The organism is Paucibacter soli, assembly GCF_037482845.1.
Taxonomy (GTDB): Bacteria; Pseudomonadota; Gammaproteobacteria; order Burkholderiales; family Burkholderiaceae_C; genus Paucibacter_B; species Paucibacter_B soli.
The window spans coordinates 225,579-250,472 of record NZ_JBBHJW010000008.1; the positions used below are offsets into that span (position 1 = coordinate 225,579).

Below are 24,894 nucleotides of genomic sequence, written 5' to 3' on the forward strand. Positions count from 1 at the left end.
TCTACCTATCTCTCCATCCAGTCCGTGCCATGACCCCAGGTCCCGATTACATCCACCCCAGCCAGCTCTGCATCGGCCTGCATGTGGTGCTCGAGCTGCCCTGGACCGAGCATCCCTTCACCTTCTCCAGCTTCAAGATCAAGGATCTGAACCAGATCCAGACCCTGCAGTCGCTGGGGCTGAAGCAGATCCGCTACCTGCCCGGCAAGAGCGACGGCGAGCCGCTGGCCCTGCCGGCGGCGGATGCCGGCCGCGAGGCGCCGCCCGCGGCCAGCAACGATCTCGACAGCGAGGCCTACCGCGCCAAGCGCGAGCGCGTCGCGCGGCTGGCCGCACAGCGTGCTCGCGTGGAGGCCTGCGAGCGCGAATTCCTCTCCGCGGCCAAGGCGCTCAAGAGCATCAACCAGAACTTGTTCTCCCAGCCCGAGCAGGCCCGCGAGGAAGCGCTCAAGCTGGTGGCCACCATGGCCGAGTCCATGCTTGCCGATGCCGAGGTGGCCATCAATCTGATGAAGGACAAGATCGGTGCCGACGAAACCTACCACCACGCCCTCAATGTGACGGTGCTGGCGATGATGCTGGCCAAGGAGCTGAAGGCGCCGCCCGAGGCCATCAAGCTGCTGGGCGTGGCCGCCCTGCTGCATGACATCGGCAAGTTCGACGTGCCCGATCGCATCGTGCGCAAACAGGAACCGCTCACCAAGCCCGAGGCCGAGCTGCTGCGCCAGCATTGCCAATACGGCCTGGTGACGGGGCGCAAGCTGGGCCTCTCGCCCGAGGTGCTGAACGTGATAGGGCAGCATCATGAGCGCGTGGACGGCGGCGGCTATCCGGAGGGGCTGAAGGGCCCGCAGATCTCGATGCTGGCGCGCATCGTGGCGGTGGCCAACAGTTTTGACAACTTCTGCAACCCGGCCAACCCGGCGCGCGCGATGACGCCGCACGAGGCGCTCTCGGTGATGTATGGCCAGCAACGCGGCCAGTTCGAGGCCCTGCCGCTGAGCACCTTCATACGCTGCATGGGCATCTACCCACCCGGCACGCTGGTGGTGCTGTCCAACGACAGCATGGCCATGGTGGTCTCGGTCAACAGCGCCCGGCCGCTCAAGCCCATGGTGCTGGTCTACGACGCCGCCGTGCCGCGGGACCAGGCCATCCTGGTGGACCTGGAGCAGGAGGCCGATGTGAGCATCGTGCGCACCCTCAAGCCCCAGCAACTGCCCGAGGCGGTGTTCGACTACCTCGCGCCGCGCAAGCGCCTGGCCTACTACTTCGACGCCGACAAGGCCTGAGCCTCGGCTGCTGCAGCCAGGGCTGCGGCTTCGCGCAGCTTGTCCTTCTTGCTCTTGCGCCTGCCCTTGATGCCGCCCGGGCCGGGCTCGGCGCTGAGCGTGGCGGCCGGCTCGAAGCCTGCGATCTGCTCGCGCGCCACGCGCTGCCCCTGGCGTTTCTCGATCAGGCGGAAATGCTGCTCCGAATTCGTCACCGTCTCGCCGCTGATGAAGCTCAGTGCCTGACCGCTGGCACCGGCGCGGCCGGTGCGGCCGATGCGGTGCAGATAGTCGGCCGCCGAGCGCGGCAGGTCGTAGTTCAGCACCACCGGCAACTCGGGGATGTCCAGGCCACGCGCCGCCACATCGGTGGCCACCAGCACCTGCAGCTCGCCGTCCTTGAGTGCCTGCAGCACGCGCGTGCGCGCCCCCTGGCTCAGCTCGCCATGCAGGGCGGCGGCCTTGATGCCATGGGCCCAAAGCTTGTCGGAGACATGCTCGGTGGCGTATTTGGTGGCCACGAACACCAGTGCGCGCGGCCAGGCCTCCTGCTGCAGCAGATGGCGCAAGAGCGGCGTGCGCTTGGCGGCATCGACAACGATGGCGCGCTGCTGGATGGCGTCGGTGCGCAGCGGCTCGGGGGCGATCTCGATGCGCACAGGACGCGTCAGCAAACCGTTTGCCAGCGCCTCGACGGCGGGCGCGAAGGTGGCCGAGAAGAACAGGTTCTGGCGCCGTTGCGGCAGCTGCACCAGCAGCCGGTTCAGCTCGTCGGCAAAGCCCAGGTCCAGCAGGCGGTCGGCCTCGTCCAGCACCAGGGTGTGCACGGCCGCGAGGCGCAGGGCATTGTGTTCGATCAGGTCCAGCAGGCGGCCGGGCGTGGCCACCATCACGTCGCAGCCACCGCGCAAGCCCATCAATTGCGGGTTGATCGAGACACCGCCAAAGGCAAGCGCGATGTGCAGCCTGGCCGGCAGCGCGCGCGCGAACTCACGCAGCGCCTCGCCCACCTGGCTCACCAGCTCGCGCGTGGGCACCAGCACCAGCGCGCGCGGCTGGCGCGCGGCATCGGCGCCCTGCTCCCATACTCGGTGCAGCAATGGCAAGGCATAGGCGGCGGTCTTGCCCGAGCCGGTCTGGGCCAGGCCCAGCACATCGCCGCCGCCCAGGATGGCGGGAATAGCGGCCGACTGTATCGCCGTGGGCGCGTGGTAGCCCTGCTCGCGCACCGCGTGCACGAGGGCGGGCATCAGGCCCAGGGTGGCGAAGGACATGGGCGGGTCCCGGTGAACGGGAAGGCTGGGAGGGGGGCCAATTGTATGAGTCAGCCGAACAGCCCGCCCTGCTCACCCGCCCATTGCCCGGTGGCACGCGCCTCTATGGCCAGCAGGCGCAGCTTGGTGGCCACCCCGCCATGCGCCGAGAATCCCGTGCCCACGCCGCCAGCCCCCATCACGCGATGGCAGGGCACGATGGGGGCGAAGGGGTTGTGGCCCTCGGCCTGGCCCACCGCGCGCGCCGCGCCGGGCAGGCCCAGGGCCTGGGCCAGCTCGCCATAGGTACGCGTCTGGCCCACCGGGATGCGGCGGGTCAGTGCATGCACGCGCTGGTTGAAGTCGGGGATGCCGGTCTCATCGAGGCGCAACTCCAGCAGGTCGCGCGGCTCGCCGCGCAGCAGGGCCTGCACGCCCTCGATGGCGGCCATGATCTCGGCCGGCGGCGCGCCGCTTTCGCGCGCCGCCGGGAAGCGCGCGCGCATGCGGTCGCGCGTGGCCGCCGCGCTTTCCTCAGGCAGCTGCGCGCCGACGATGCCGCACTCACCCCAGGCAATGCCGCAGTGGCCGAGGGCGGTGTCGTAGCAGTGGAAGAACAGCATCTGCCCGTTCATGGCGAGGCGTTGCAGAAGCGCTCGCGTGTGGGCGCGCGCAGATGCTGCGAAAAATAGTAGCCCAGCATGGCGCGGGCACGCGGCTGCTCGGCCGGCGCGATCCAGGCCGCGGCATCGCGCAGCCATTGGTCGGCGCATGCCGTCGGCTCCTGCGCGGAAGCGGCGCATTGCAGCAGCCGCCCATAGGATTCGCGATAGTGCTGGAACTCCTGCCGGCTCAGCACCGGCCCATGGCCGGGCACCAGGCGGGTGAAGGGCTGGTCCGCCAGCGTCTGCAGGGCTGTAGCCCAGCCGCTGGCGCAGGCGGTGTCCAGAAAGGGTACGGGCATGGTCACCAGATCACCCGCCACCAGGGTCTGGCTGGCCAGATCCAGCACCCAGACATCGCCGCCGCTCACCGCCCCCTTGATCACACCCAGGCGCAGCTTGCGGCCGGCCAGGGTCAGGTCTTGCTGGGCGCCATCCAGGATCTGATCGGGGCGCAGCGCCTCGGCCTGCTGCAAGAGAGCCAGGTCGATGCGCACCGAGCGCAGGCTGTCTTCGTCGAGATCTTGTGGCTTCTCGATCAAGCCCTCGAGCTGCTTTCGATAGTCACTCAACCAGCCCTGCAGAGCGCCCTCGACGGCCGCGCTGGCGTAGACGCGCAGCCCCGGCCATTGCTGCCGAATGAGCGCATTGCCGCCAAGGTGGTCCAGATGCCAGTGGCTGTTGATCAGGGCCAGCTCCTTGCCGCCTTTTTCTCGCCCGCGCATGAAGAAGTCCAGCAGGGCCTGGGTATGGGCGGCGTGGCGGCCGCTGTCCACCAGCACCCAGCCCTGCGCGCCGCGCAGCAGCACGCTGTTGCCGTCGGGTTGGGCCCCTGCGACATGGCTGCCGGGCAGCCAGAAGACGCCTTCATCATCATCCAGCGCCTGAGGGGTGGCAGCCTGGGCCGCGGTGCACAGCATGAGGCTCAACACAAGCAGGTGGCGCAGCAACATGGGGTCTCCTTGATGTTGCCAGCATGCCAGGCTTGTGGGCCCGGGTGCCCGTGCCAGGCGTCAGGCCGCGCGCGCGCCCTGCTCTACATGCGCCGCCACACCCAGGCGCGCCGCGCTCGCCTGGCCCTGCACCACCGCCGGCGGCAGGCCCTTGAGATGATGGTCGGACCAGACCTGGCGCCAGCGCCTGGCGCCGGCGGCGCCGTTCCACAGGCCCAGGGCATGGCGCATCGCCTGCGGCCACGGTCGGCCCTGATCCACCAGGCGTTGCAGGTAGCCAATCCAGGCATCCTCCACCTGTTCACGGCCACCGGGACCAAGGTCGGCCGGGCCGGCGCTGCCGAAGAAGCGCTCGTCCCAGGCCGCCAGCTGCCAGGGCTCGTGGTAGGCCTGGCGGCCCACCATCACGCCGTCCACATGCGCCAGCTGCTCGGCGATCTCGACGTCGGTCTTGAGTCCGCCGTTGAGCACGATGGTGAGCGCCGGGAACTCGCGCTTGAGCCGGTGCACCAGCTCGTAGCGCAGCGGTGGCACCTCGCGGTTCTCCTTGGGCGAGAGGCCTTGCAGCCAGGCATTGCGCGCATGCACGATGAAGACCTCGCAGCCAGCCTCGGCGATGCGACCGACAAAGTCGCGCACGAAGTCGTAGCTCTCGATGCGGTCGATGCCAATGCGGTGCTTGACCGTGATGGGAATGCGCGCGACCGCATCGCGCATCGCCTTCACGCCATCGGCCACCAGGTCGGGCTCGGCCATCAGGCAGGCGCCGAAGGCACCGCGCTGCACCCGCTCGCTGGGGCAGCCGCAGTTCAGATTCACCTCGTCATAGCCCCAGCGCTCGGCCAGGCGGGCGCAGGCGGCCAGGTCCGCGGGCTCGGAGCCGCCCAGCTGCAGCGCCAGCGGATGCTCCTCGGGATTGAAGTCCAGATGACGTGGCTGGTCGCCATGCAGCAGCGCACCGGTGGTGACCATCTCGGTGTAGAGCCGGGTCTGCTTGGTGAGCAGGCGATGAAAGAAGCGGCAGTGCCGGTCGGTCCAGTCCAGCATGGGCGCGACCGAGAGGCGCCAGGGGCTGGGCGATGGGTTCGGGGTGGGGTCTTGCACCCCGGCATTATCCCTTAGGGTGTTTGCGGCGCTGGCAGCGGGGCCGGCACAAACTCACAAGCCAGCGGCTGGCCCAGGCCCTTGAGGTAGGAACGTCGCGCCATGCCGGCTGCCACCGCCGCCGCCACCTGGCGCGAATAGCGCTCGGCACCGGTGAGCTTGCGTACCCAGCCGCGGAAGGGCAGCAGGCCTTCGGCGGCGCCGCGCAGGCCACCGATGGCGGCGTCGCCCAGGGCCTCGCCGCCGCGCTCGGCATCGCTCTGCCGGGCGCGCTGCGCATCCACGTCGGGGCCCAGCACCTCGTCCAGCGCCCTCACCTCGGCTTGCAGCGCGGCGCAGCTGCGCTCGGCCGGGGCCTGGTAGGGCTGCTCCTGGGCACGCTGCAAGAGCTCGGGGATCTTGGCCCGCACCAGGTTCAGGTCGGCCAGGGGCGCGGTGGCGGCGTCGGCAATGCGCTCTTCGGTGGGCGCTTTGCCGGCCTGGCCTTGCGGCCCCGCGGCGCAGGCGCTCAGGACCAGCAGCAGGCCAGCGGCATAGAGAACTCGTGTTGTCATGCTTGCTCAGGAAGTTGCAGGGGAATGTGCATGGAAGAGTTCGGGGTGCTGACGCGCGTACCAGTCGCGCACCTGCTCATGTTCGAGGCTCAACATCTCGCGCAGCCCCGGCACGAGCGCAAAGCCCAGTGCCGACAAGGCTCCGATCGCGCCCATCGCGACGTAGACGCTGCTCACCTTGGCATGCAGCAGGGCCCAGCCGACCAGCGCCGGCCCCAGCGCGGCCGACACCTGCAGCTGCATCATGCTGACGGCATTGAGCCGGGCGCGGAAATGCGCGGGGATGGCCAGCATGCGATGCGTCTGGCCGGCGAGCACACCGCAGGAGTTGGCAAAGCCGACGCCGAACAGGGCCAGCACCAGCACCAGGCCCTGCGAGGTGGCGCCCGCCAGGCACAGGCCCAGCCCCTGCAGCAGGGTGCCGCCGACGCGGGTGTGAAAGCGTCCCAGCCTGGCGGCCACCCAGTTGGAGCCGCCCAACGCGCCGCCCAGCATGCCCATCGACAGGCCCGCCTCGGCCGCGCCCAGCCAGCCGCCCGAGAGCCCCAGCGATTGCAGCTTGAGTGGCACCAGCAGGCCAAAGCCCGGCAACAGGCAGGTGGTGCCGACAAAGCTCACCAGTGTCCAGCCGCGCTCGGTCCTGACCGACCAACTGGCCTTCAGGCCCTGGCGCAACTCGTCGCGCCAGGCAGCGCGCGGAACGCTTGTCGGCGCCGCGGCATGGCCCGGGATCGCACGCACCGCCAGCGCGGCGGCGAGCAGCAGCCCGCATTGCGCCCACATAGCCACGCCGGTGGACGCACTCACCAGCAGGCCGCCCACGGCCGGCCCCAGCACGCGCCCAAGCGATTGCGCGCTGCGCTGCAGGCGCAGCGCTTCGGGCAGCTGGGCCGCCGGCACCAGCTCGGCCGCGATCGACAGCGACGCCGGCGCCATCAGTCCCCAGGCCAGCGCAGCGAGCGCGCCGATCGCCAGCACCCAGCCCAGGCTGTAGGCCTGCGCGCTGATCATGCCGGCCATGCCCGCCGCGCCCAGGGCGCTCAGCAGCAGGCCGGCCATCATCAGACGCTGCTTGGGCCAGGCATCACCCAGCGGTGACAGCAGGGGCATGAAGAGAAAGGCCGCCACCGAGGTGAGCGTGCCGTTCAGCGCCAAGGCCTGCGCCCCACCCTGCTGCGCCACCCACCAGGGCGTGGCCACGCCGCCCACCATCAGGGCCAGCACGGTCAGCACCTCGCTGTACAGAAAGCCCTGCATGGGTCGGCCCAGGGTGGCGGCGCGCCGAAATGGCATGAGTCTGCTCCCTACCTTTGGAATGGGGTGGCTCAGCCTAGCACGGCTTCACTGGATCAGATGCCAGGCTTCCATCCAGCGTTCGAGCTCGCTGCTCTGCGCCTGCTTGCCGGCGAAGGCGATCACGCGGGCGCGCCCGCGCTCGACCTTCAAGGCCTCGGCGCTGGCGCCCGAGAGCAGGTACACCAACGGGTAGCTGCGTGCCTCCTCGAAGCGCTTGTAGTTGAGCAGCACATAGACGCGCTCGGCCAGCTCGGCCTCGTTCTGGCTGTTCACTACCCAGCGCCCGTTGTCGGCCACGCCGCGCACCATCACCTCGTAGCGCCGGCCGCTGCGGCTCTTCACCAGCAACTCCACCTCGCCCATGCCGCCCAGCGTGGGCACGACCTCATGGCCCTGGCGCAGCAGCTGGCTCATCACAAAAAACTCCGCCGCCCGGGCGGCGGCGGCTGAACGCTGTTTGGCACTCGCAATCATTCACGCACTTGCAGATGAAAAAGGGCGCGAACTTTACCGCATCAGAACAGGCCGCTGATGCGTCCCGCATCGTCGACGCTGATACGCTCGGCGGCCGGCGCCTTGGGCAGGCCCGGCATGGTCATGATGTCGCCGCAGATGGCGGTGACGAACTCGGCACCGGCGTTCAGGCGCAGCTCACGCACCGGCAAGACATGGCCCTCGGGCGCGCCGAGGCGGCCGGGGTCGGTGCTGAAGGAATACTGAGTCTTGGCAATGCACACCGGCAGCCCGCCCCAGCCCAGCGCCTGCAGCTCGGCCAGCTGCTGGCGCGCCTTGGGCTCGAGCCGCACACCGGCGGCACGGTAGATCTTGCGCGCCACCGTCTCGATCTTCTGGTCCAGGGTAAGCTCGTCGGCATAGACCTCGGCACGGTGCGACGCCCCGGCCTCGCACAGCTGGACCACGGCCCGGGCCAGCTCGGTGGCGCCGGCGCCGCCATGGGCCCAATGGTTGGCCAGTACGCAGCGCACGCCCAGCTCCGCGCAGGTACGCGCAATCGCCGCCAGCTCCTGCGGCGTGTCCTGTGTGAACTGGTTGATCGCCACCACGGTGGGCAGGCCCAGATGCTGCTGCACGTTCTCCACATGACGGCGCAGATTGGCCATGCCGGCCTCCAACGCGGCCACGCCATCGAGGCCGCTGCCGCCATGGTGCTTGATGGCCCGCACGGTGGCCACCAGCACCGCGCAGGCCGGATTGAGCCCGCCCTTGCGACACTTGATGTCGATGAATTTCTCAGCCCCCAGGTCGGCACCGAAGCCCGCCTCGGTAACCACATAGTCGGCCAGCTTGAGCGCCGTGCGGGTGGCGATCAGCGAGTTGCAGCCATGCGCGATATTGGCGAAGGGGCCGCCATGCACAAAGGCCGGCGTTCCCTCCATGGTCTGCACCAGATTCGGCGCCAGCGCATCCTTGAGCAGGGCCGCCATCGCGCCGTCAGCCTTCAGATCGCGCGCACGCACCGGTTGCTTGGCGGCGGTATAGCCCACCACGATATTGCCCAGGCGCCGCTTCAGATCGGCCAGCGAGGTGGCCAGGCACAGGATCGCCATCACCTCCGAGGCCACCACGATGTCGTAACCGTCCTCGCGCGGATAGCCATTGCCCGGCCCGCCCAGCGCCACGGTGATCTGGCGCAGCGCGCGGTCGTTCATGTCGACCACACGGCGCCAGGTGATGCGGCGCACATCCAGCCCGAGCGCATTGCCATGGTGGACATGGTTGTCGATCAGGGCCGAGAGCAGGTTGTGCGCCAGGCCGATGGCGTGGAAGTCGCCGGTGAAGTGGAGGTTGATGTCCTCCATAGGCACGACCTGGGCATGGCCGCCGCCGGCCGCGCCACCCTTCATGCCGAAGCAGGGGCCCAGTGAGGGCTCGCGCAGGCACACCATGGCGTGCTTGCCGATGCGGCCGAGCGCATCGCCCAGGCCCACCGTGGTGGTGGTCTTGCCCTCGCCGGGCGGCGTGGGTGTGATGGCGGTGACCAGCACCAAATGCCCGTCGGGCCGGTCCTGCAGCGTGTCGATATGCGCCAGGCTCAGCTTGGCCTTGTAGTGGCCATAGGGGATCAGGCAGTCCTCGGGCAGGCCCAAGCGCTCGTGGGCCAGCGGCAGGATCTTGCGCAGCGTCGCCGCTTGGGCGATCTCGATGTCGGAGGGCATCAATGCTCCTTGTGGGAGAGTGACGCGATTATGGTCCGCCGCGGGGGTCAGGTCATGCCAGTTGGCGCAAGGGATGCTGCTGCGCCGTCCAGGGGCTCTCGAAGAAGGCCTGCACCATGGCGGGCGTGACCTCGGCAATGCTGGCCGGGTTCCAGCGCGGAGCATGGTCCTTGTCCACCGCCAGGGCGCGCACGCCTTCCACCGTCTCGCTGGCGGCGCCGGGGCGCAGATGGAAACAGCGGTGCACCAGATCGCGCTCCATGCGCAGATCCTCGGCCAGGCTGGTCATGTGGCGCGCGCGGCGCAGTTGCTCCAGCGTCACCGCCAGCATCAGCGGCGAGCGCTTCAGCAGCGTGGCATGGGTGTGCCGGGCCCAGGCATCGTCGGCCGCGGCCAGCGAGGCCATGATGTCGGCGAGCGTGGGCTTGGAGAAATGTGCATCGATGCGCGGGCGCAGTTCCAGATGATCGGGCGCGGGCGCGAGGTCGGCGCGCTCCATCACCGTGGCCACCACGTGCTCAGCGCTGTGCTGCTCGCCATGGCGATAGGCCTGGATGATGGCGGGCAGGTCGCTGCTCTGCACGAACACGTCGCCCAGCCCCAGCTCGATGGCGTCGCCGGCGGCGATGGGCTGGCCGGTCAGGGCCAGCCATTCGCCCACATGACCGGGACACTGCGAGAGGAACCAGCCGCCACCGACATCGGGGAACAGGCCGATATTCGTCTCAGGCATGGCCAGCTTGGAATGCTCGGTCAGCACGCGCAGCTTGGCGCCCTGGCTGATGCCCATACCGCCGCCCATCACCACGCCGTCCATCAAGGCGATGTACGGCTTGGGGTAATGGTGGATCAGGTGATTGAGCGCATATTCCTCGGTGAAGAAGTCTTCCAGCGCACTGTCGCCCGCCAGCGCGGCCTGGTGGAAGAAGCGGATGTCGCCACCGGCGCAGAAGGCCGCGGGCTTGCCCTCGCGCCCCGCACCCAGCACCACCACCGCCTGGATCGCCGGCGTCGCCGCCCAGGTCTTCAGCAAGGCGGTGATGTCGCGGATCATCGCCAGCGACAGCGCGTTCAGCGCCGGCGCGCGGTTGAGTGTGATGAGACCCAGGCAACCGTTCACTTCGGCCAGGATCTGGCCATCGGATTGCAGCGGGGGAAGAGCAGCGGCGGCGGGCATGCGGGACAACTCCAACAACGGAAAGCTTGTTCGTTAGTTAACGGGTCAGTGGCGTGGCCGGTGAGCGCCCACGCCAGCCCAGCAGTTCATTGCCTGCCAGAGCTGCCAGCACCATAGCACCGCCCACCAGGGCGGCGGAAGACGGGGCTTCCCCAGCACCCAGCCAGGCCCACAGCACGCCGAAGACCACTTCCAGCAGGCCCAGCAGGGCCAGCTCGGGCCCCGAGAGCACGCGTGCGAGGCGCACCACCAGCAGGCAAGGCAGGGCCAGCTGGAACAGGCCGAGGCCGGCCAGCAGGGTCAGGTCATGCGCGGAAGCCACCAGGGGCCAGGCCAGCGGCAAGGTGCAGGCGGCCGAAATCAGCGCACCCAGCAGCACCGCCAGCAGCATGTCGCTGCGCTCGTCACCGGCCTGTTTGCTGTCGTGCTGCAACAGGGTCCAATTGGTGGCCGCAGCGATGGGCACGCCCAGCGCCACACCCATGCCGGCCAGGCTGGCAAGGCCGCCCTGCAGCTCGTGGCCGAACATCCAGGCGATGCCGGCACTGCCCAGCAGGATGGCGCCCCAGGTGCGCGCCGGCAGGCGGTGGCGCAAGAACAGGCGCGCGAACAGCGCCGTAAGCAAGGGGCCCAGCGACATCGTCACAAGCACATTGGCCACGCTGGTCATGGTGATGGCCAGCATGAAGGCGGTGTACATCACCGCCCAGCACAGCGCCGAGGCCCAAACCTTGCGCGGCGCGCGCAAGACCTGACCCCAGAGCGCGCGGCCCTGCATGCTTGCCAGCGCCACGATCAGTGCCAGCGCATTGAAGGCACTGCGCCAGAAGGTGACCTCGAAACTGCGCGCCGCTTCCAGATGCCGTGACACCACCCCTGCCGTGCTCCACAGCAGGGTGACCAGCAGCATCAGGGCAACCGCGTGCCGGTGGCTCATCAAGCCCCGGAGTTTTCGCGCGCGAACTTCTTGCGCTCGTGCTCGATCAGGTGACGCTTGCGCAGGCGGATGCTCTTGGGCGTGATTTCAACCAGCTCGTCGTCCTCGATGAACTCCACCGCGTACTCGAGCGAAAGCTCGATCGGCGGGGTGATCTTGATCGCGTCTTCCTTGCCCGAAACGCGGAAGTTGGTGAGCTGCTTGGCGCGCACCGCGTTCACGATCAGGTCGTTGTCGCGGTTGTGCATGCCCACGATCATGCCTTCGTAGACCGGGTCGCCGGCCTTCACGAACATGCGGCCGCGGTCGTCCAGCTTGCCGAGCGCGTAGGTGACGATTTCGCCGTTGTCCTGGCTGATCAGCACGCCGTTCTTGCGGCTTTCGATCTCACCCTTGTGGGCTTCATAGCCGTCGAAGATGTTGGAGATCAGGCCGGTGCCACGCGTCAGGTTCAGGAATTCGTTCTGGAAGCCGATCAGGCCACGCGCCGGGATGCGGTACTCCAGGCGCACGCGGCCACGGCCGTCCGGCTCCATATTCACCAGTTCGCCCTTGCGCAGGCCCAGGGCCTGCATCACGCCACCCTGGTGGGCTTCCTCGACGTCGGCGGTGACCATTTCGATCGGCTCGTGGCGCTCGCCATCGACATCGTGGAACACCACGCGCGGCTTCGAGACGGCCAGCTCGTAGCCCTCGCGGCGCATGTTTTCCAGCAGGATGGTGAGGTGCAGTTCGCCGCGGCCCGAGACCTCGAAGATGCCGTCTTCGTCGGTTTCCTTGACGCGCAGCGCCACATTGGCCTGCAGTTCCTTCTGTAGGCGGTCCCAGATCTGGCGGCTGGTGACGAACTTGCCTTCGCGGCCGGCCAGCGGGCTGTTGTTGACGCAGAAGTTCATGGTCAGGGTCGGCTCGTCAACCTTGAGCATGGGCAGGGGCACGGGGTTGTCGGGCGAGGTCAGCGTCACGCCGATGCCGATCTCCTCGATGCCGTTCACCAGCACGATGTCGCCTGCCAGGGCCAGATCGGCCTGACGACGTTCCAGGCCTTCGAACTTCAAGACCTGGTTGACGCGGCACTTCTTGGGGGCGCTATCGGGGCCGGCGTACATCAGCACGTCCTGCATGGGCTTCAAGCTGCCGCTGGTGATGCGGCCGATGCCGATACGGCCGACGAAGGTGGAGTAGTCCAGCGAGCAGATCTGCAGCTGCAGCGGGCCGCCGATATCGCCCTCGTGCGGCGGCACATGGCGCAGCACGGTGTCGAACAGCGGCGCCATGTCGGTGCCGGTCTCGCCCTCGGTCAGGGTGGCCCAGCCGTTCAGGCCGGAGGCGTAGACGACCGGGAAGTCGAGCTGCTCCTCGGTGGCGCCGAGCTTGTCGAACAGGTCGAAGGTGGCGTTGATGACGTAGTCGGGGCGCGCGCCGGGGCGGTCCACCTTGTTCACCACCACGATGGGCTTCAGGCCCAGCGCCAGCGCCTTCTTGGTGACGAAGCGGGTCTGGGGCATCGGACCTTCGACGGCGTCCACCAGCAACAGCACCGAGTCCACCATCGAGAGCACGCGCTCCACTTCACCGCCGAAATCGGCGTGGCCGGGGGTGTCGACGATGTTGACGTGGGTACCCTTCCAGGACACCGCGCAATTCTTCGACAGGATCGTGATGCCACGTTCCTTTTCGATGTCGTTGTTGTCCATCACGCGCTCGGCGACCTTCTCGTTCTCACGGAAGGTGCCCGACTGGCGCAGCAGCTGATCCACCAGGGTGGTCTTGCCATGGTCCACGTGGGCGATGATGGCGATGTTACGGATTTGGATGCTCATAAAAACTCACTTCAGAACTGGTACGTCAGGCCGCGGCGCCAAGCAGGGCCTGGGCTTCCTGCGGGCTGAGCAGGCGGTCAGCGATCAATTCGCCGTCCTTGATATGTGCGCTGCCCAGAAAGGCCTGCGGTTCGGGCCCGTAGACCTTCACCCGACTCACATCTGCAACGGCAACGCGACGCCGCAGACCGGATAGAAAGCGGGCCGCCTCGGCAGCATCCAGACGCTGCTCGGGCCAGTCCGCCAGCAAGGCGTCCGGCGGGCGCAGCAGGTCTTCGCGCTCGGCCTCGGTCATCGCGGCGAGCGCATCCAGGCTGATGGCGCCGTCCAGCGTCACCGGGCCGCTGGCGGTGCGGCGCAGCGCGCTGAGGTGCGCGCCACAGCCCAGCACGCGGCCGATGTCCTCGCCCAGCGTGCGGATGTAAGTGCCCTTGGAGCAACGCACCGCGAGCGTCAGCCGTTCAGCTTGCCAGTCGAGGATGTCAATGCTGTGTATGGTGACCTGACGCGCCGGGCGCTCGATTTCAATGCCCTGACGGGCATAGTCGTACAGCGCTCTGCCCTCATGCTTCAGCGCCGAGTACATCGGCGGCACCTGTGAGATCAGACCGGTGAACTGGGCACAGGCCGCCTCGATCTGCGCGCGGGTGACTGCCACCTCGCGCGTTTCCAGCACCTCGCCCTCGCCGTCGCCGGTGCTGGTGGTCTGGCCCAGCTTGAGGGTCGCCTCGTAGGCCTTGTCGGCATCCAGGCTGACCTGGCTGAACTTGGTGGCGGCACCAAAGCACAGCGGCAAGAGGCCCGTGGCCAGCGGGTCCAGCGTGCCGGTATGGCCGGCCTTCTCCGCGCGCAGCAGCCATTTGGCTTTTTGCAGCGCATCGTTGCTGGACAGGCCCAGCGGCTTGTCGAGAAGCAGCACACCGTGCAGGGCACGGCGCTGGATTCTCTGGCGCTGGGGTTTGGGGGCGTTCACGGGCGGCTCGGCTTCTTCTGGGTCAGTCGTTCTTGCTCGGTTCCTCGCCGTCGTCCAGGGCGCGCGTGGCGTTGGCCTTGGAGATCAGCGAGCTCAGCTCGGCCGCACGCTCGATGGTGCGGTCGTAATGGAAATGCAGGGTCGGCACGGTGTGGATCTGCAGGCGCTTGAACAGGCCGTTGCGCAGAAAGCCCGCGGCCTCGTTGAGCGCTGCCTCGGATTCGGCCGGCTCGCCGATCAGCACCGAGAAGAACACCTTGGCATGGGCGTAATCAGGCGTGACTTCCACGGCATTGATCGTGGCCATGCCCACGCGCGGATCCTTGAGCTCGCGGATCAGCTCGGCCAGATCGCGCTGGATCTGGTCCGAGATCCGGAAGGACCGGTTGGGTATCGCTCGTTTATGTCGCATCTGCTACTCCAAATACAAACCCCGCCTTCTTGTTTCGAAGGCGGGGTTTGGGGATGAGGCCAACTCCGCCTTACAGCGTTCGGGCGACTTCCTTGATCTCGAAGAATTCCAGCTGGTCGCCCTCAGCGATGTCGTTGTAATTCTTGAGCTTGATACCGCACTCGAAGCCTTCCTTGACCTCCTTGACATCGTCCTTCTCGCGGCGGACCGAGTCGACCTCGCCGGTGTAGATGACGATGTTGTCGCGCAGCAGGCGGAACTTGGCACCACGGCGCACCAGGCCCGAGGTGACCATGGAACCGGCCACCGTGCCGATCTTGGAGGCCACGAACACGACGCGGATCTCGGCCGTGCCCAGCGCTTCTTCGCGCTGCTCGGGCGCCAGCATGCCGGCCATCGCTGCCTTCACCTCGTCCACGGCGTCGTAGATGATGTTGTAGTAGCGAATGTCGACCGCATTGCCCTCGGCCAGCTTGCGGGCCAGCACGTCGGCGCGGGTGTTGAAGCCGATGATGACGGCCTTGGAGGCGATCGCCAGGTTGACGTCAGACTCGCTGATGCCACCCACCGCGGCGTGCACGATCTGCACCTTGACCTCGTCGGTCGAGAGCTTGAGCAGCGAGGAAGCCAGCGCCTCCTGCGAGCCCTGCACGTCGGCCTTGATGATCAGCGGCAGGGTCTGCACATCGCCCGAGCCCATGTTCTCGAACATGTTCTCCAGCTTGGCGGCCTGCTGCTTGGCCAGCTTGACATCGCGGTACTTGCCCGAACGGAAGGTGGCGATTTCACGGGCGCGGCGCTCATCGCTCAGCACCATGAATTCATCACCGGCCTGCGGCACTTCGGTCAGACCCTGGATTTCCACCGGGATCGACGGGCCGGCCTCGGTACAGGCCTTGCCGTCTTCGTCCAGCATGGCGCGCACGCGGCCATAGGTCGAACCGGCCAGCACCACGTCGCCGCGCTTGAGCGTACCGCTCTGCACCAGCACCGTGGCCACCGGGCCGCGGCCCTTGTCCAGCTTGGCTTCGATCACCAGGCCCTTGGCCATGGATTCCACCGGCGCGGTAAGTTCCAGCACCTCGGCCTGCAGGAGCACCTGCTCCAGCAGGGCGTCGACGCCCTCGCCGGTCTTGGCCGACACTGGCACGAAGGGCGAATCGCCGCCGAATTCTTCCGGCACGACTTCCTCGGCCACCAGCTCGCTCTTCAGGCGTTCCAGGTTGGCACCGGGCTTGTCGATCTTGTTCATCGCCACCACCAGGGGCACACCGGCCGCCTTGGCATGGTGGATGGCTTCCTTGGTCTGGGGCATCACGCCGTCGTCGGCCGCCACCACCAGGATCACCAGGTCGGTGGCCTTGGCGCCGCGGGCACGCATCTGCGTAAAGGCCGCGTGACCGGGGGTGTCGAGGAAGGTGATCATGCCGCGCGGCGTATCGACGTGGTAGGCGCCGATATGCTGCGTGATGCCGCCCGCTTCGCCCGCGGCCACACGGGCACGGCGGATGTAGTCCAGCAGCGAGGTCTTGCCATGGTCGACGTGACCCATCACGGTGACCACCGGTGCGCGCGGCAGCATCGCATGCTGCTGCTCGGCGGCCGCACCCTCTTCTTCCAGGAAGGCATCGGGATCGTCCAGCTTGGCGGCAAAGGCCTTGTGGCCCATTTCCTCCACCAGGATCATGGCGGTTTCCTGGTCCAGCTGCTGGTTGATGGTGACCATCTGGCCCAGCTTCATCAACTGCTTGATGAGCTCGGACGCCTTGATCGACATCTTGTGGGCGAGGTCAGCCACCGAGATGGTCTCGGGCACATGCACCTCTTGCACCACCGGTTCGCTCGGCGCCACATAGTTGGACGGCTGACCACCGCGGTCATTGCGGTCGCCACGGCGGCCCGACGCACCACCCTTGGGTGCGCGCCAGCCGGCGGCCGGGCGAGCACCCGTGGGGGCACCCGCACCAATGGTCTTGAGGCCGCGCTTCTTTGCGGCATCATCGGCCCAGGAGGACGAGAGCTTCTCGCTCTTGACCGACTTCTTGTCGCCGGGCTTGGCAGCGGCACCCGCGGCGGCGGTGGCCGGCGCGCCGGGCGTACCGGGCTTCTTGTGAATGGTGCCCTTGATTTCCTTGGCAGGCTCGGGCTTGGGCTCTTCCTTCTTCGCGACCAGCACCTTCTTGGGCGCATTCATCATCGCGCGGATGGCAGCGGCCTCGGCCTCGGCGGCCTTGCGGCGGCGCTCCAGGTCGACCTGCTTCTGCTTTTCCTCGGCGCCCACATCGACGGCCTTGATGACGCGCAGCTGCGGCTTGGGCGGCTCCACCGGCGCGGCCGGCGCCACGGGCGCAGCGGCCACCGGGGCGGGTGCAGGCTCGGCGATCGGCGCCGGGGCAGCGGCCACAGGGGCCACAGGGGCGGGTGCAGGCTCGGCGGCCGGCGCGGGCGCGCGGCGGCCGCCGGCGGCCAGCGCCTTGTTGGTGGCGGCGGCAGCAGCACGCGCGGCGGCCTGGGCATCCTGCTTGGCGGCGATCTTGGCAGCGGCTTCGGCGGCGGCCTTGTCGGCGGCATCCTTCTCGGCCTGCTCGGCGGCGCGGGCCTCGGCAGCCAGGCGCTCCTGGCGGCGCTGCTCCTCGGCCTCGCGTGCCAGACGCTCCTGCTCTTCGCGTTCACGCACGCGGGCGGCAAGCTCTTCTTCCTGGGCGCGCAGGGCCTCGGCATGCGCCTGGGCCTCTTCCTGGCGACGCTGCAGCTCGGCTTCCTCGGCCGCTTGCGCGCTGGCCTCGTCCATGCCGCTGGCATCGTCGCGCTTGACGAAGGTGCGCTTCTTGCGCACCTCGACCTGGATGGTGCGAGCCTTGCCGCTGGCATCGGCCTGCTTGATCTCGCTGGTCGACTTGCGCGTCAGCGTGATCTTCTTGCGATCGGCACCGGTCGTACCATGCGCCGTGCGCAGGTAGTCCAGCAACCGTTCCTTGTCGGTCTCGTTGAGGGCGTCCTCGGTGGACGCCTTCTTGACGCCCGCAGCTTGCAGCTGCTCAAGCAGCGTGCTTGCAGGCCTTTGTAGCTCTGCAGCGAACTGGGCGACGGTGGTCACAGCCATTGTGGAATCCTTAAGCTTGCTAATCTGCTGTGCGTACAGTGGTGTTCATGGCGCCCATCAGGCGGTGAACCAATGTTCGCGGGCCTTCATGATCATGGCGCGGGCCGCGGCCTCGTCCATGCCGGCCAGTTCAACGAGTTCGTCGACGGCCAGATCGGCCAGGTCGTCGCGTGTATGGATATTGCCGTCGGCGAGCTTGGCGACCAGTTCGGGCGTCACACCCTCCAGGTCGCGCAGGTCTTGGGAGACTTCCTCGACACTTTCCTCACGGGCAATTTCCATGGTCAGGAGCGCATCCTTGGCGCGGGTGCGCAACTCGTTGACCGTGTCCTCGTCGAAGGCCTCGATTTCCAGCATCTCCTGCATGGGCACATAGGCCACTTCTTCCAGGCTGGTGAACCCTTCGGCGATCAGGATGTCGGCCACTTCGGCATCGACGTCGAGCTTGTCGACGAAGAGCTTGCGGACCGACTCAGACTCCTGAGCCTGTTTGACGGCCGATTCCTCGGCCGACATGATGTTGATGCGCCAGCCGGTGAGCTCGGAGGCCAGGCGCACGTTCTGACCACCACGGCCGATCGCGATGGCGAGATTTTCCTCGTCCACCACCACGTCCATGGCATGACGCTCTTCGTCCACCACGATGGACTGCACATTCGCCGGCGCCAGCGCGCCGATGACGAACTGCGCCGGGTCCTCGGACCACAGCACGATGTCCACCCGCTCGCCAGCAAGCTCGTTGGTGACGCCGTTCACCCGCGAACCGCGCACACCCACGCAGGTGCCGATCGGGTCCACGCGCTTGTCGTGCGAGAGCACGGCGATCTTGGCGCGGCTGCCGGCATCGCGGGCGCAGCTCTTGATCTCCAGGAGGCCTTGCTCGATCTCGGGCACTTCCTGCGCGAACAGCTCCTTCATGAACTCGGGCGAAGAGCGCGAGAGCATGATTTGCGGGCCGCGCTGGGTCGGGTCCACGCCCAGGATCACGGCACGTACGCGGTCGCCGGTGCGCAGGTTTTCCTTGGCGATCATCTCGGTACGCTTCAGGCGGCCCTCGACACGACCGGACTCGGCAATGATGTCGCCCTTGTCCAGGCGCTTCACGGTACCCATGAAGATCTTCTCGCCGCGCGACATGAAGTCGTTCAGCAGCTGCTCGCGCTCGGCGTCGCGGATCTTCTGCAGGATCACCTGCTTGGCGGCCTGGGCGCCGATACGGCCAATCGGCACCGACTCGACCGATTCCTCGATATGGTCTTCGACCTCGATGTCGGGAATCTGCTCCTGGGCTTCAAACAGCAGAATCTCGGAGTCGGGGTTTTGCAGGCCGGCCTCGTTGGGCACCACGTGCCAGCGGCGGAAGGTCTCGTACTCGCCAGAATCGCGGTCAATCGAGACGCGAATGTCCACCTCGCCGCCATACAGCTTCTTCGTGGCCGAGGCCAGTGCAGCTTCCACTGCGCCGAACACGACATCGCGCTCCACGCTCTTTTCGCGAGAGATGGCATCCACCAGCATCAACAGTTCGCGGTTCATTGATCGAGACCTCCGTCAACCTTGTCATCCTTGTCCGCAGCGGCTGGATCATCCAGCTGCTGCCTGGCCTTGGCATTGCTCTGCTTCTTGGGCTTCGCAGCTTTGCCCGCCTTCGGTGCAGCCGCGCCATCCGGCTTGGCTGCACGCCCCTTGAAATTAACCGCGGGCACCAAACGCGCCTCGCGCACTTCCTCAAGGGAAAAATCCAATGCCTGGTCGCCCTTGCCGTCATTGAAGACGAGACGCCAGCCTTCGCCCTCGGCCGAGAGCTCACCCTTGTATTTCTTACGGCCCTGGAAGGCCACGCGCAGGGTAATCTGCACCTGCTGGCCCGCGAAACGCGCATAGTCGGCGGGCTTCTTCAGCGGGCGGTCGAGGCCGGGGGAGGACACTTCCAGTCGTTCGTAGCTGGCGTTCTCGACTTCCAGCACGTACTGCAGCTGGCGTGTCACGCGCTCGCAATCGTCCACATTGATCAATTCGCCCTGGGCCGCCTGCTCGGGCAGTTTGTCGATATACACGCGCAGCAAGCCCCCGGCACTGCGCTCGCAGTCCACCAGGTCGTAACCAAGGCCGGTCACGGTTTTCTCTACAGCAGCTTGCCAATTTGTCATGCGCGGCGTGTCTATGCTCTCTCGGGGCCCAGGTGGCGTTACAGGAAGTTAACGGGAACGCTCAAGCAAAAAAAATGGGCTGGATGAATCCGCCCACCGTTCACTTTTCAGCGAAGCCAGGATTGTACTATGCAAGCACCATGCCCGCAAGAACCCGGCTTGCCCAAAACGCATGGCATGCGAGAATCCCGCGCTGATTTGAACATTGATACCAAGGAGCAGACATGGGATTTCTCGCAGGCAAGCGACTGCTGATCACGGGCGTGCTGTCCAACCGATCCATCGCTTACGGCATTGCCAAGGCTTGCCACCGCGAGGGCGCCGAACTGGCCTTCAGCTACGTGGGCGAACGCTTCAAAGACCGCATCACCGAATTCGCGGCCGAATTTGATTCCAAACTCATTTTCGATTGCGATGTTTCCAGCGACGAACAGATCGACGGCATGTTCGCCCAGTTGGGAGAAACCTGGCCCGAGTTTGACGGCTTTGTGCATTCCATCGGTTTCGCGCCGCGCGAAGCGATTGCCGGCGACTTCCTGGAAGGCCTGTCGCGCGAGAACTACCGCATCGCCCACGACATCTCGGCCTACAGCTTCCCCGCCATGGCCAAGGCGGCGGTCTCGCGCCTGCGCCCCGGCGCCTCGCTGCTGACGCTTTCCTACCTGGGCGCCGAGCGCTATGTGCCCAACTACAACACCATGGGCCTGGCCAAAGCCTCGCTGGAAGCCAGCGTACGCTACCTGGCCTACTCGATGGGCAAGCGCCAGGTGCGCGTGAACGGGCTCTCCGCCGGCCCGATCAAGACCCTGGCCGCTTCGGGCATCAAGGATTTTGGCAAGCTGCTCACCCACTTTGCCGCCAATACCCCGATCCGCCGCAACATCACCATCGATGACGTCGGCAACGTCGCGGCCTTCCTGCTCTCGGACCTGGCCGCGGGCGTCAGCGCCGAGATCATGTACGTGGACGGCGGCTTCAGCCATGTGGCACTGACGGACGAGGCGGTCTGAGCAAGCTCGCAGCGCGCCAGCCACAAGAAAAACGGGACCCATGGGTCCCGTTTTTCTTCGCCAGCAGCAGGCCTCAGGCCACGCAGTCCACGAAATAGCTCGACTTGCCGTCGTCGCCCTTCTCTTCCACCAGTCCATGCACATCGGTGGCGAAGCCGGGGAACTGGGCATTGAACTCGCGCGTGAACCGGAGGTAGTCGACGATCTTCTTGTTGAAGCGCTCGCCCGGAATCAGCAGCGGGATGCCGGGCGGGTAAGGCGTCAGCAGCGAGGTGGTGACGCGCCCTTCCAGTTTGTCGATCGCCACCCGCTCGGTGCGGCGGTGCGCGATATGCGCATAGGCGTCGCTGGGCTTCATGGCCGGTTCAAGCTCGGATAGGTAGACGTCCGTAGTCAGGCGCGCGATGTCGCCCTTGGCATAGGCCTCATGGATGCTCTGGCACAGATCGCGCAGGCCCATGCGCTCGTAGCGCGGCTGGGCGGCGCAGAACTCGGGCAGGATGCGCCACAGCGGCGCGTTCTTGTCGTAGTCGTCCTTGAACTGCTGCAGCGCGGTCAGCAAGGTATTCCAGCGACCCTTGGTGATGCCGATGGTGAACAGGATGAAGAAGGAGTACAGGCCCGTCTTCTCCACCACCACGCCATGCTCGGCCAGGAATTTGGTGACGATGCTGGCCGGAATGCCGGTCTTGGCAAACTTGCCGCTCATGTCCAGGCCGGGCGTGATGATGGTGGACTTGATCGGGTCCAGCATATTGAAGCCGGCGGCTATATTGCCGAAGCCATGCCACTTGGCGTTCGCCTTCAGCGTCCAGTCGGCCGGCTTGCCGTAACCCTCTTCCACCAGCTTGTCCGGACCCCAGACCTTGAACCACCAGTCCTGGCCGTACTCCGCATCGACCTTGCGCATGGCGCGGCGGAAGTCCAGCGCCTCGCTGATGCTTTCCTCCACCAAGGCGGTGCCGCCGGGCGGCTCCATCATGGCCGCGGCCACATCGCAGCTGGCGATGATGGAGTATTGCGGGCTGGTGGAGGTGTGCATCAGATAGGCCTCGTTGAACAAATGCTTGTCCAGCTTGACGTTCTGCGAGTCCTGCACCAGCACCTGCGAAGCCTGTGAAAGGCCGGCCAGCAGCTTGTGGGTCGACTGCGTGGCATAGACCATGGCCGTCTTGGGCCGTGGCCGGTTCTTGCCCATGGCGTGATATGAGCCATAGAAGCTGTGGAAGGCCGCGTGCGGCAGCCAGGCCTCGTCGAAATGCAGGGTATCGATCCAGCCGTCCAGCTTGCTCTTGATGGTCTCGGTGTTGTAGAGCACGCCGTCGTAGGTGCTCTGCGTCAGCGTCATGATGCGCGGCTTGACCTTCTTGACATCCACCCCCTTGAGCAGCGGGTTCTTGGCGATCTTCTTGCGAATGTTCTCGGGCGAGAACTCGCTTTCGGGAATCGGGCCAATGATGCCGTAGTGATTGCGCGTGGGCGTCATGAAGACCGGCACCGCGCCGGTCATGATGATGCTGTGCAGGATGCTCTTGTGGCAGTTGCGGTCCACCACCACCACATCGCCGGGCGCCACCGTGTGGTGCCAGACCATCTTGTTGGAGGTGGAGGTGCCGTTGGTGACGAAGAAGCAATGGTCGGCATTGAAGATGCGCGCGGCATTCTTCTCCGAGGCTGCCACCGGGCCGGTATGGTCCAGCAGCTGGCCCAGCTCCTCCACCGCGTTGCAGACGTCGGCGCGCAGCATGTTCTCGCCAAAGAACTGGTGGAACATCTGGCCCACCGGGCTCTTCAGGAAGGCCACGCCGCCCGAGTGACCGGGGCAATGCCAGCTGTAGGAACCGTCCTGCGCATAGTCCATCAGCGCCTTGAAGAAGGGCGGCGCCAGGCCGTCCAGGTAGCTCTTGGCCTCGCGGATGATGTGGCGCGCCACGAACTCGGGCGTGTCCTCGAACATATGGATGAAGCCATGCAGCTCGCGCAGCACATCATTGGGCAAATGCTGCGAGGTGCGCGTCTCGCCATAGACGTAGATCGGGATGTCGGCGTTCTTGAAGCGGATCTCTTCAATGAACTTGCGCAGGTTCAGCACCGCCGGATCGAGCTCGGGACCGGGGGTGAACTCCTCGTCGTCGATCGACAGGATGAAGGCGCTGGCACGGCTTTGCTGCTGGGCGAACTGGCTCAGGTCGCCATAGCTGGTGACGCCCAGCACCTCGAAGCCCTCTTTCTGGATCGCATCGGCCAGGGCGCGAATGCCCAATCCCGAGGTGTTCTCGGAGCGGTAGTCCTCGTCGATGATGACGATGGGGAAGCGAAAGCGCAGCATGAGGTTGCCTCCGGGAGCAGGGCAAGAAATTGAAAGGCGCGAAGTGTAGGGCCAGGGGCTGACAGCGCAAGAGGCAATGGCGCTTTGTCGCACAAACAGGACGGCTGCGGCCCCGTACACTCGAATCACATCATGAACGAGAGAGGGTGACATGGACATGAATCAGGCCACCTTTTGGTGGATCGCCAGCGGCGCGCTGATTGCCGTGGAGCTGGCCACCGGCACCTTCTACCTGCTGATGCTGGCCCTGGGCGCCGCCGCCGCCGCCCTGGCTGCGCATCTGGGCCTGGGCGGTACGGCGCAGATGCTGGCCGCTGCCCTGGTGGGAGGCACGGCCGTAAGCCTTTGGCATGCACGCCAGCTCAAGCAAGGCCGCGCACAGCCGCCCGCGTCGGCCAACCCGGACGTCAACATCGACATCGGCCAGTCCGTGCATGTCAGTCACTGGGGTGCCGATCGCACCGCCAAGGTCAAATACCGTGGCGCCGAGTGGCAGGTGCGCTATGCCGGCAGCGGCCAGCCCGGCGCCGGGCGCCATGTAATACGCGGCATCGACGGCGCCTGCCTGTTGGTGGACGCCGCCGATGCCAGCCACTGATCCATCCATACAGAACAGCAAACGAGGAGAACAAGCAATGGAAGTCATCGCACTGGTCATCCTGGCCGCGGCCATCATCTTTGTGATGCAGTCGATCAAGGTCGTGCCGCAACAGAACGCCTGGGTGGTCGAGCGCCTGGGCAAGTACCACGCCACGCTGGCACCCGGGCTCAACATCCTGGTGCCCTTTGTGGACCGCCTGGCCTACAAGCATTCGCTCAAGGAGTTTCCGCTCGACGTGCCCAGCCAGGTCTGCATCACCAAGGACAACACCCAGCTGACCGTGGACGGCATCCTCTACTTCCAGGTCACCGACCCGATGCGCGCCAGCTACGGCTCCAGCAACTACATCGTCGCCATTACCCAGCTGGCCCAGACCACGCTGCGCTCGGTGATAGGCCGCATGGAACTGGATCGCACCTTCGAGGAGCGCGACGCCATCAACAGCTCGGTGGTGCAGGCACTCGACGAAGCCGCGCTCAACTGGGGCGTGAAGGTCTTGCGCTACGAGATCAAGGACCTGACCCCGCCGCCAGCCATCCTGCACGCCATGCAGGCCCAGATCACCGCCGAGCGCGAGAAGCGCGCCCTCATCGCCGCCTCCGAGGGACGCCGCCAGGAGCAAATCAATATCGCCACCGGCGAACGCGAGGCCGCGATCGCCCGCTCCGAGGGCGAGAAGCAGGCCGAGATCAACAAGGCCCTGGGCGAAGCCGCCGCCATCACCACCGTGGCCGATGCCACCAGCGACGCCATCCGCAAGATCGCTGCCGCCATCCAGTCTCCCGGTGGCGAGCAGGCGGTTCAGCTCAAGGTGGCCGAGAAGGCTGTGGATGCCTATGCCCACCTGGCCCAGAAGAACAACACCATGATCGTGCCGGGCAATATGAGCGAGGTCTCCGGCCTGATAGGCACGGCCATGGCCCTGATGCACAAGGTGACGCCCAAGTCCTGAATTTTGCTAAAGGCCCCGAAAAACTGCGCTATGATGGCGGGCTTCGGAGAGGTGGATGAGCGGTTTAAGTCGCACGCCTGGAAAGCGTGTGTGGGCTAATCCCCACCGCGGGTTCGAATCCCGCCCTCTCCGCCAAGCAGACAAGACGTCGGAAAGC

Annotated in this window: 21 protein-coding genes and 1 tRNA gene; 5 read left to right on the forward strand and 17 right to left on the reverse strand. The window is 66.6% G+C overall.

What is annotated here, in order from left to right:
- Window positions 1-29 precede the first annotated feature (29 nt).
- Window positions 30-1,292 (forward strand): HD-GYP domain-containing protein, encoded by a 1,263-nt coding sequence (locus WG898_RS17490; RefSeq protein ID WP_339604074.1) that lies wholly within the window; start codon window positions 30-32, stop codon window positions 1,290-1,292.
- Here WG898_RS17490 and WG898_RS17495 read toward each other — a convergent pair.
- From WG898_RS17495 to rimP, 16 genes are all read right to left on the reverse strand, one after another.
- Window positions 1,268-2,545 (reverse strand): DEAD/DEAH box helicase, encoded by a 1,278-nt coding sequence (locus WG898_RS17495; RefSeq protein ID WP_339604075.1) that lies wholly within the window; start codon window positions 2,543-2,545, stop codon window positions 1,268-1,270. The two genes, WG898_RS17490 and WG898_RS17495, sit on opposite strands and share 25 nt — an antisense overlap.
- 50 nt (window positions 2,546-2,595) lie before the next feature.
- Window positions 2,596-3,159, reverse strand: coding sequence for a methylated-DNA--[protein]-cysteine S-methyltransferase (locus WG898_RS17500; protein WP_339604076.1), 564 nt, complete (start codon window positions 3,157-3,159; stop codon window positions 2,596-2,598).
- On the reverse strand, window positions 3,156-4,139 hold the full coding sequence (locus WG898_RS17505) for an MBL fold metallo-hydrolase (protein ID WP_339604077.1): 984 nt from the start codon (window positions 4,137-4,139) through the stop codon (window positions 3,156-3,158). Before WG898_RS17505 ends, WG898_RS17500 begins: the two co-directional genes overlap by 4 nt.
- A gap of 60 nt (window positions 4,140-4,199) precedes the next feature.
- On the reverse strand, window positions 4,200-5,186 hold the full coding sequence (gene dusA, locus WG898_RS17510; protein WP_444718968.1) for a tRNA dihydrouridine(20/20a) synthase DusA: 987 nt from the start codon (window positions 5,184-5,186) through the stop codon (window positions 4,200-4,202).
- A gap of 71 nt (window positions 5,187-5,257) precedes the next feature.
- Complete coding sequence (locus tag WG898_RS17515; RefSeq protein WP_339604079.1) at window positions 5,258-5,797, reverse strand: hypothetical protein; 540 nt, start codon at window positions 5,795-5,797, stop codon at window positions 5,258-5,260.
- Between the two features lie 6 nt (window positions 5,798-5,803).
- Entirely contained in the window at window positions 5,804-7,090 is a 1,287-nt protein-coding gene (locus WG898_RS17520; protein WP_339604080.1) for an MFS transporter, read from the reverse strand.
- A 48-nt stretch (window positions 7,091-7,138) separates the two neighbouring features.
- Window positions 7,139-7,507, reverse strand: coding sequence for a hypothetical protein (locus WG898_RS17525; protein WP_339604081.1), 369 nt, complete (start codon window positions 7,505-7,507; stop codon window positions 7,139-7,141).
- Window positions 7,508-7,608: 101 nt separating this feature from the next.
- A complete protein-coding gene (locus tag WG898_RS17530) occupies window positions 7,609-9,270 on the reverse strand; it encodes a formate--tetrahydrofolate ligase (RefSeq protein ID WP_339604082.1) in 1,662 nt (553 codons plus the stop codon).
- A gap of 52 nt (window positions 9,271-9,322) precedes the next feature.
- Window positions 9,323-10,447 carry an enoyl-CoA hydratase/isomerase family protein gene (locus WG898_RS17535; protein ID WP_339604083.1) on the reverse strand — a complete coding sequence of 375 codons (1,125 nt, stop codon included), beginning with the start codon at window positions 10,445-10,447 and terminating at the stop codon, window positions 9,323-9,325.
- 37 nt (window positions 10,448-10,484) lie between these two features.
- On the reverse strand, window positions 10,485-11,384 hold the full coding sequence (locus WG898_RS17540) for a DMT family transporter (protein WP_339604084.1): 900 nt from the start codon (window positions 11,382-11,384) through the stop codon (window positions 10,485-10,487).
- On the reverse strand, window positions 11,384-13,207 hold the full coding sequence (gene typA / locus WG898_RS17545; protein WP_339604085.1) for a translational GTPase TypA: 1,824 nt from the start codon (window positions 13,205-13,207) through the stop codon (window positions 11,384-11,386). The genes WG898_RS17540 and typA overlap by 1 nt, the downstream gene beginning before the upstream one ends.
- A gap of 25 nt (window positions 13,208-13,232) precedes the next feature.
- Window positions 13,233-14,180 (reverse strand): tRNA pseudouridine(55) synthase TruB, encoded by a 948-nt coding sequence (gene truB, locus WG898_RS17550; protein WP_339604086.1) that lies wholly within the window; start codon window positions 14,178-14,180, stop codon window positions 13,233-13,235.
- Between the two features lie 22 nt (window positions 14,181-14,202).
- Entirely contained in the window at window positions 14,203-14,592 is a 390-nt protein-coding gene (rbfA, locus tag WG898_RS17555) for a 30S ribosome-binding factor RbfA (RefSeq protein WP_339604087.1), read from the reverse strand.
- 70 nt (window positions 14,593-14,662) lie between these two features.
- On the reverse strand, window positions 14,663-17,695 hold the full coding sequence (infB, locus tag WG898_RS17560) for a translation initiation factor IF-2 (protein ID WP_339604088.1): 3,033 nt from the start codon (window positions 17,693-17,695) through the stop codon (window positions 14,663-14,665).
- Between the two features lie 57 nt (window positions 17,696-17,752).
- Window positions 17,753-19,231 (reverse strand): transcription termination factor NusA, encoded by a 1,479-nt coding sequence (gene nusA, locus WG898_RS17565; protein ID WP_339604089.1) that lies wholly within the window; start codon window positions 19,229-19,231, stop codon window positions 17,753-17,755.
- On the reverse strand, window positions 19,228-19,845 hold the full coding sequence (rimP, locus tag WG898_RS17570) for a ribosome maturation factor RimP (protein WP_506546829.1): 618 nt from the start codon (window positions 19,843-19,845) through the stop codon (window positions 19,228-19,230). The genes nusA and rimP overlap by 4 nt, the downstream gene beginning before the upstream one ends.
- A gap of 224 nt (window positions 19,846-20,069) precedes the next feature.
- Here rimP and fabI point away from each other — a divergent pair, with 224 nt between their 5' ends.
- A complete protein-coding gene (fabI, locus tag WG898_RS17575; RefSeq protein WP_339604090.1) occupies window positions 20,070-20,855 on the forward strand; it encodes an enoyl-ACP reductase FabI in 786 nt (261 codons plus the stop codon).
- Window positions 20,856-20,928: 73 nt separating this feature from the next.
- Here the strand turns inward: fabI and WG898_RS17580 are convergent, their stop codons facing one another.
- Window positions 20,929-23,184 carry an Orn/Lys/Arg family decarboxylase gene (locus WG898_RS17580; protein ID WP_339604091.1) on the reverse strand — a complete coding sequence of 752 codons (2,256 nt, stop codon included), beginning with the start codon at window positions 23,182-23,184 and terminating at the stop codon, window positions 20,929-20,931.
- A 151-nt stretch (window positions 23,185-23,335) separates the two neighbouring features.
- Between WG898_RS17580 and WG898_RS17585 the strand changes: the two genes are divergently transcribed.
- The 3 genes from WG898_RS17585 to WG898_RS17595 all read left to right on the forward strand — a co-directional run bounded on the left by WG898_RS17585 (window position 23,336) and on the right by WG898_RS17595 (window position 24,872).
- Window positions 23,336-23,782 carry an NfeD family protein gene (locus WG898_RS17585; protein ID WP_339604092.1) on the forward strand — a complete coding sequence of 149 codons (447 nt, stop codon included), beginning with the start codon at window positions 23,336-23,338 and terminating at the stop codon, window positions 23,780-23,782.
- Window positions 23,783-23,819: 37 nt separating this feature from the next.
- On the forward strand, window positions 23,820-24,737 hold the full coding sequence (locus tag WG898_RS17590; protein ID WP_339604093.1) for an SPFH domain-containing protein: 918 nt from the start codon (window positions 23,820-23,822) through the stop codon (window positions 24,735-24,737).
- Between the two features lie 45 nt (window positions 24,738-24,782).
- Window positions 24,783-24,872: transfer RNA gene (locus tag WG898_RS17595), tRNA-Ser, on the forward strand.
- The last annotated feature ends 22 nt before the right edge of the window (window positions 24,873-24,894 follow it).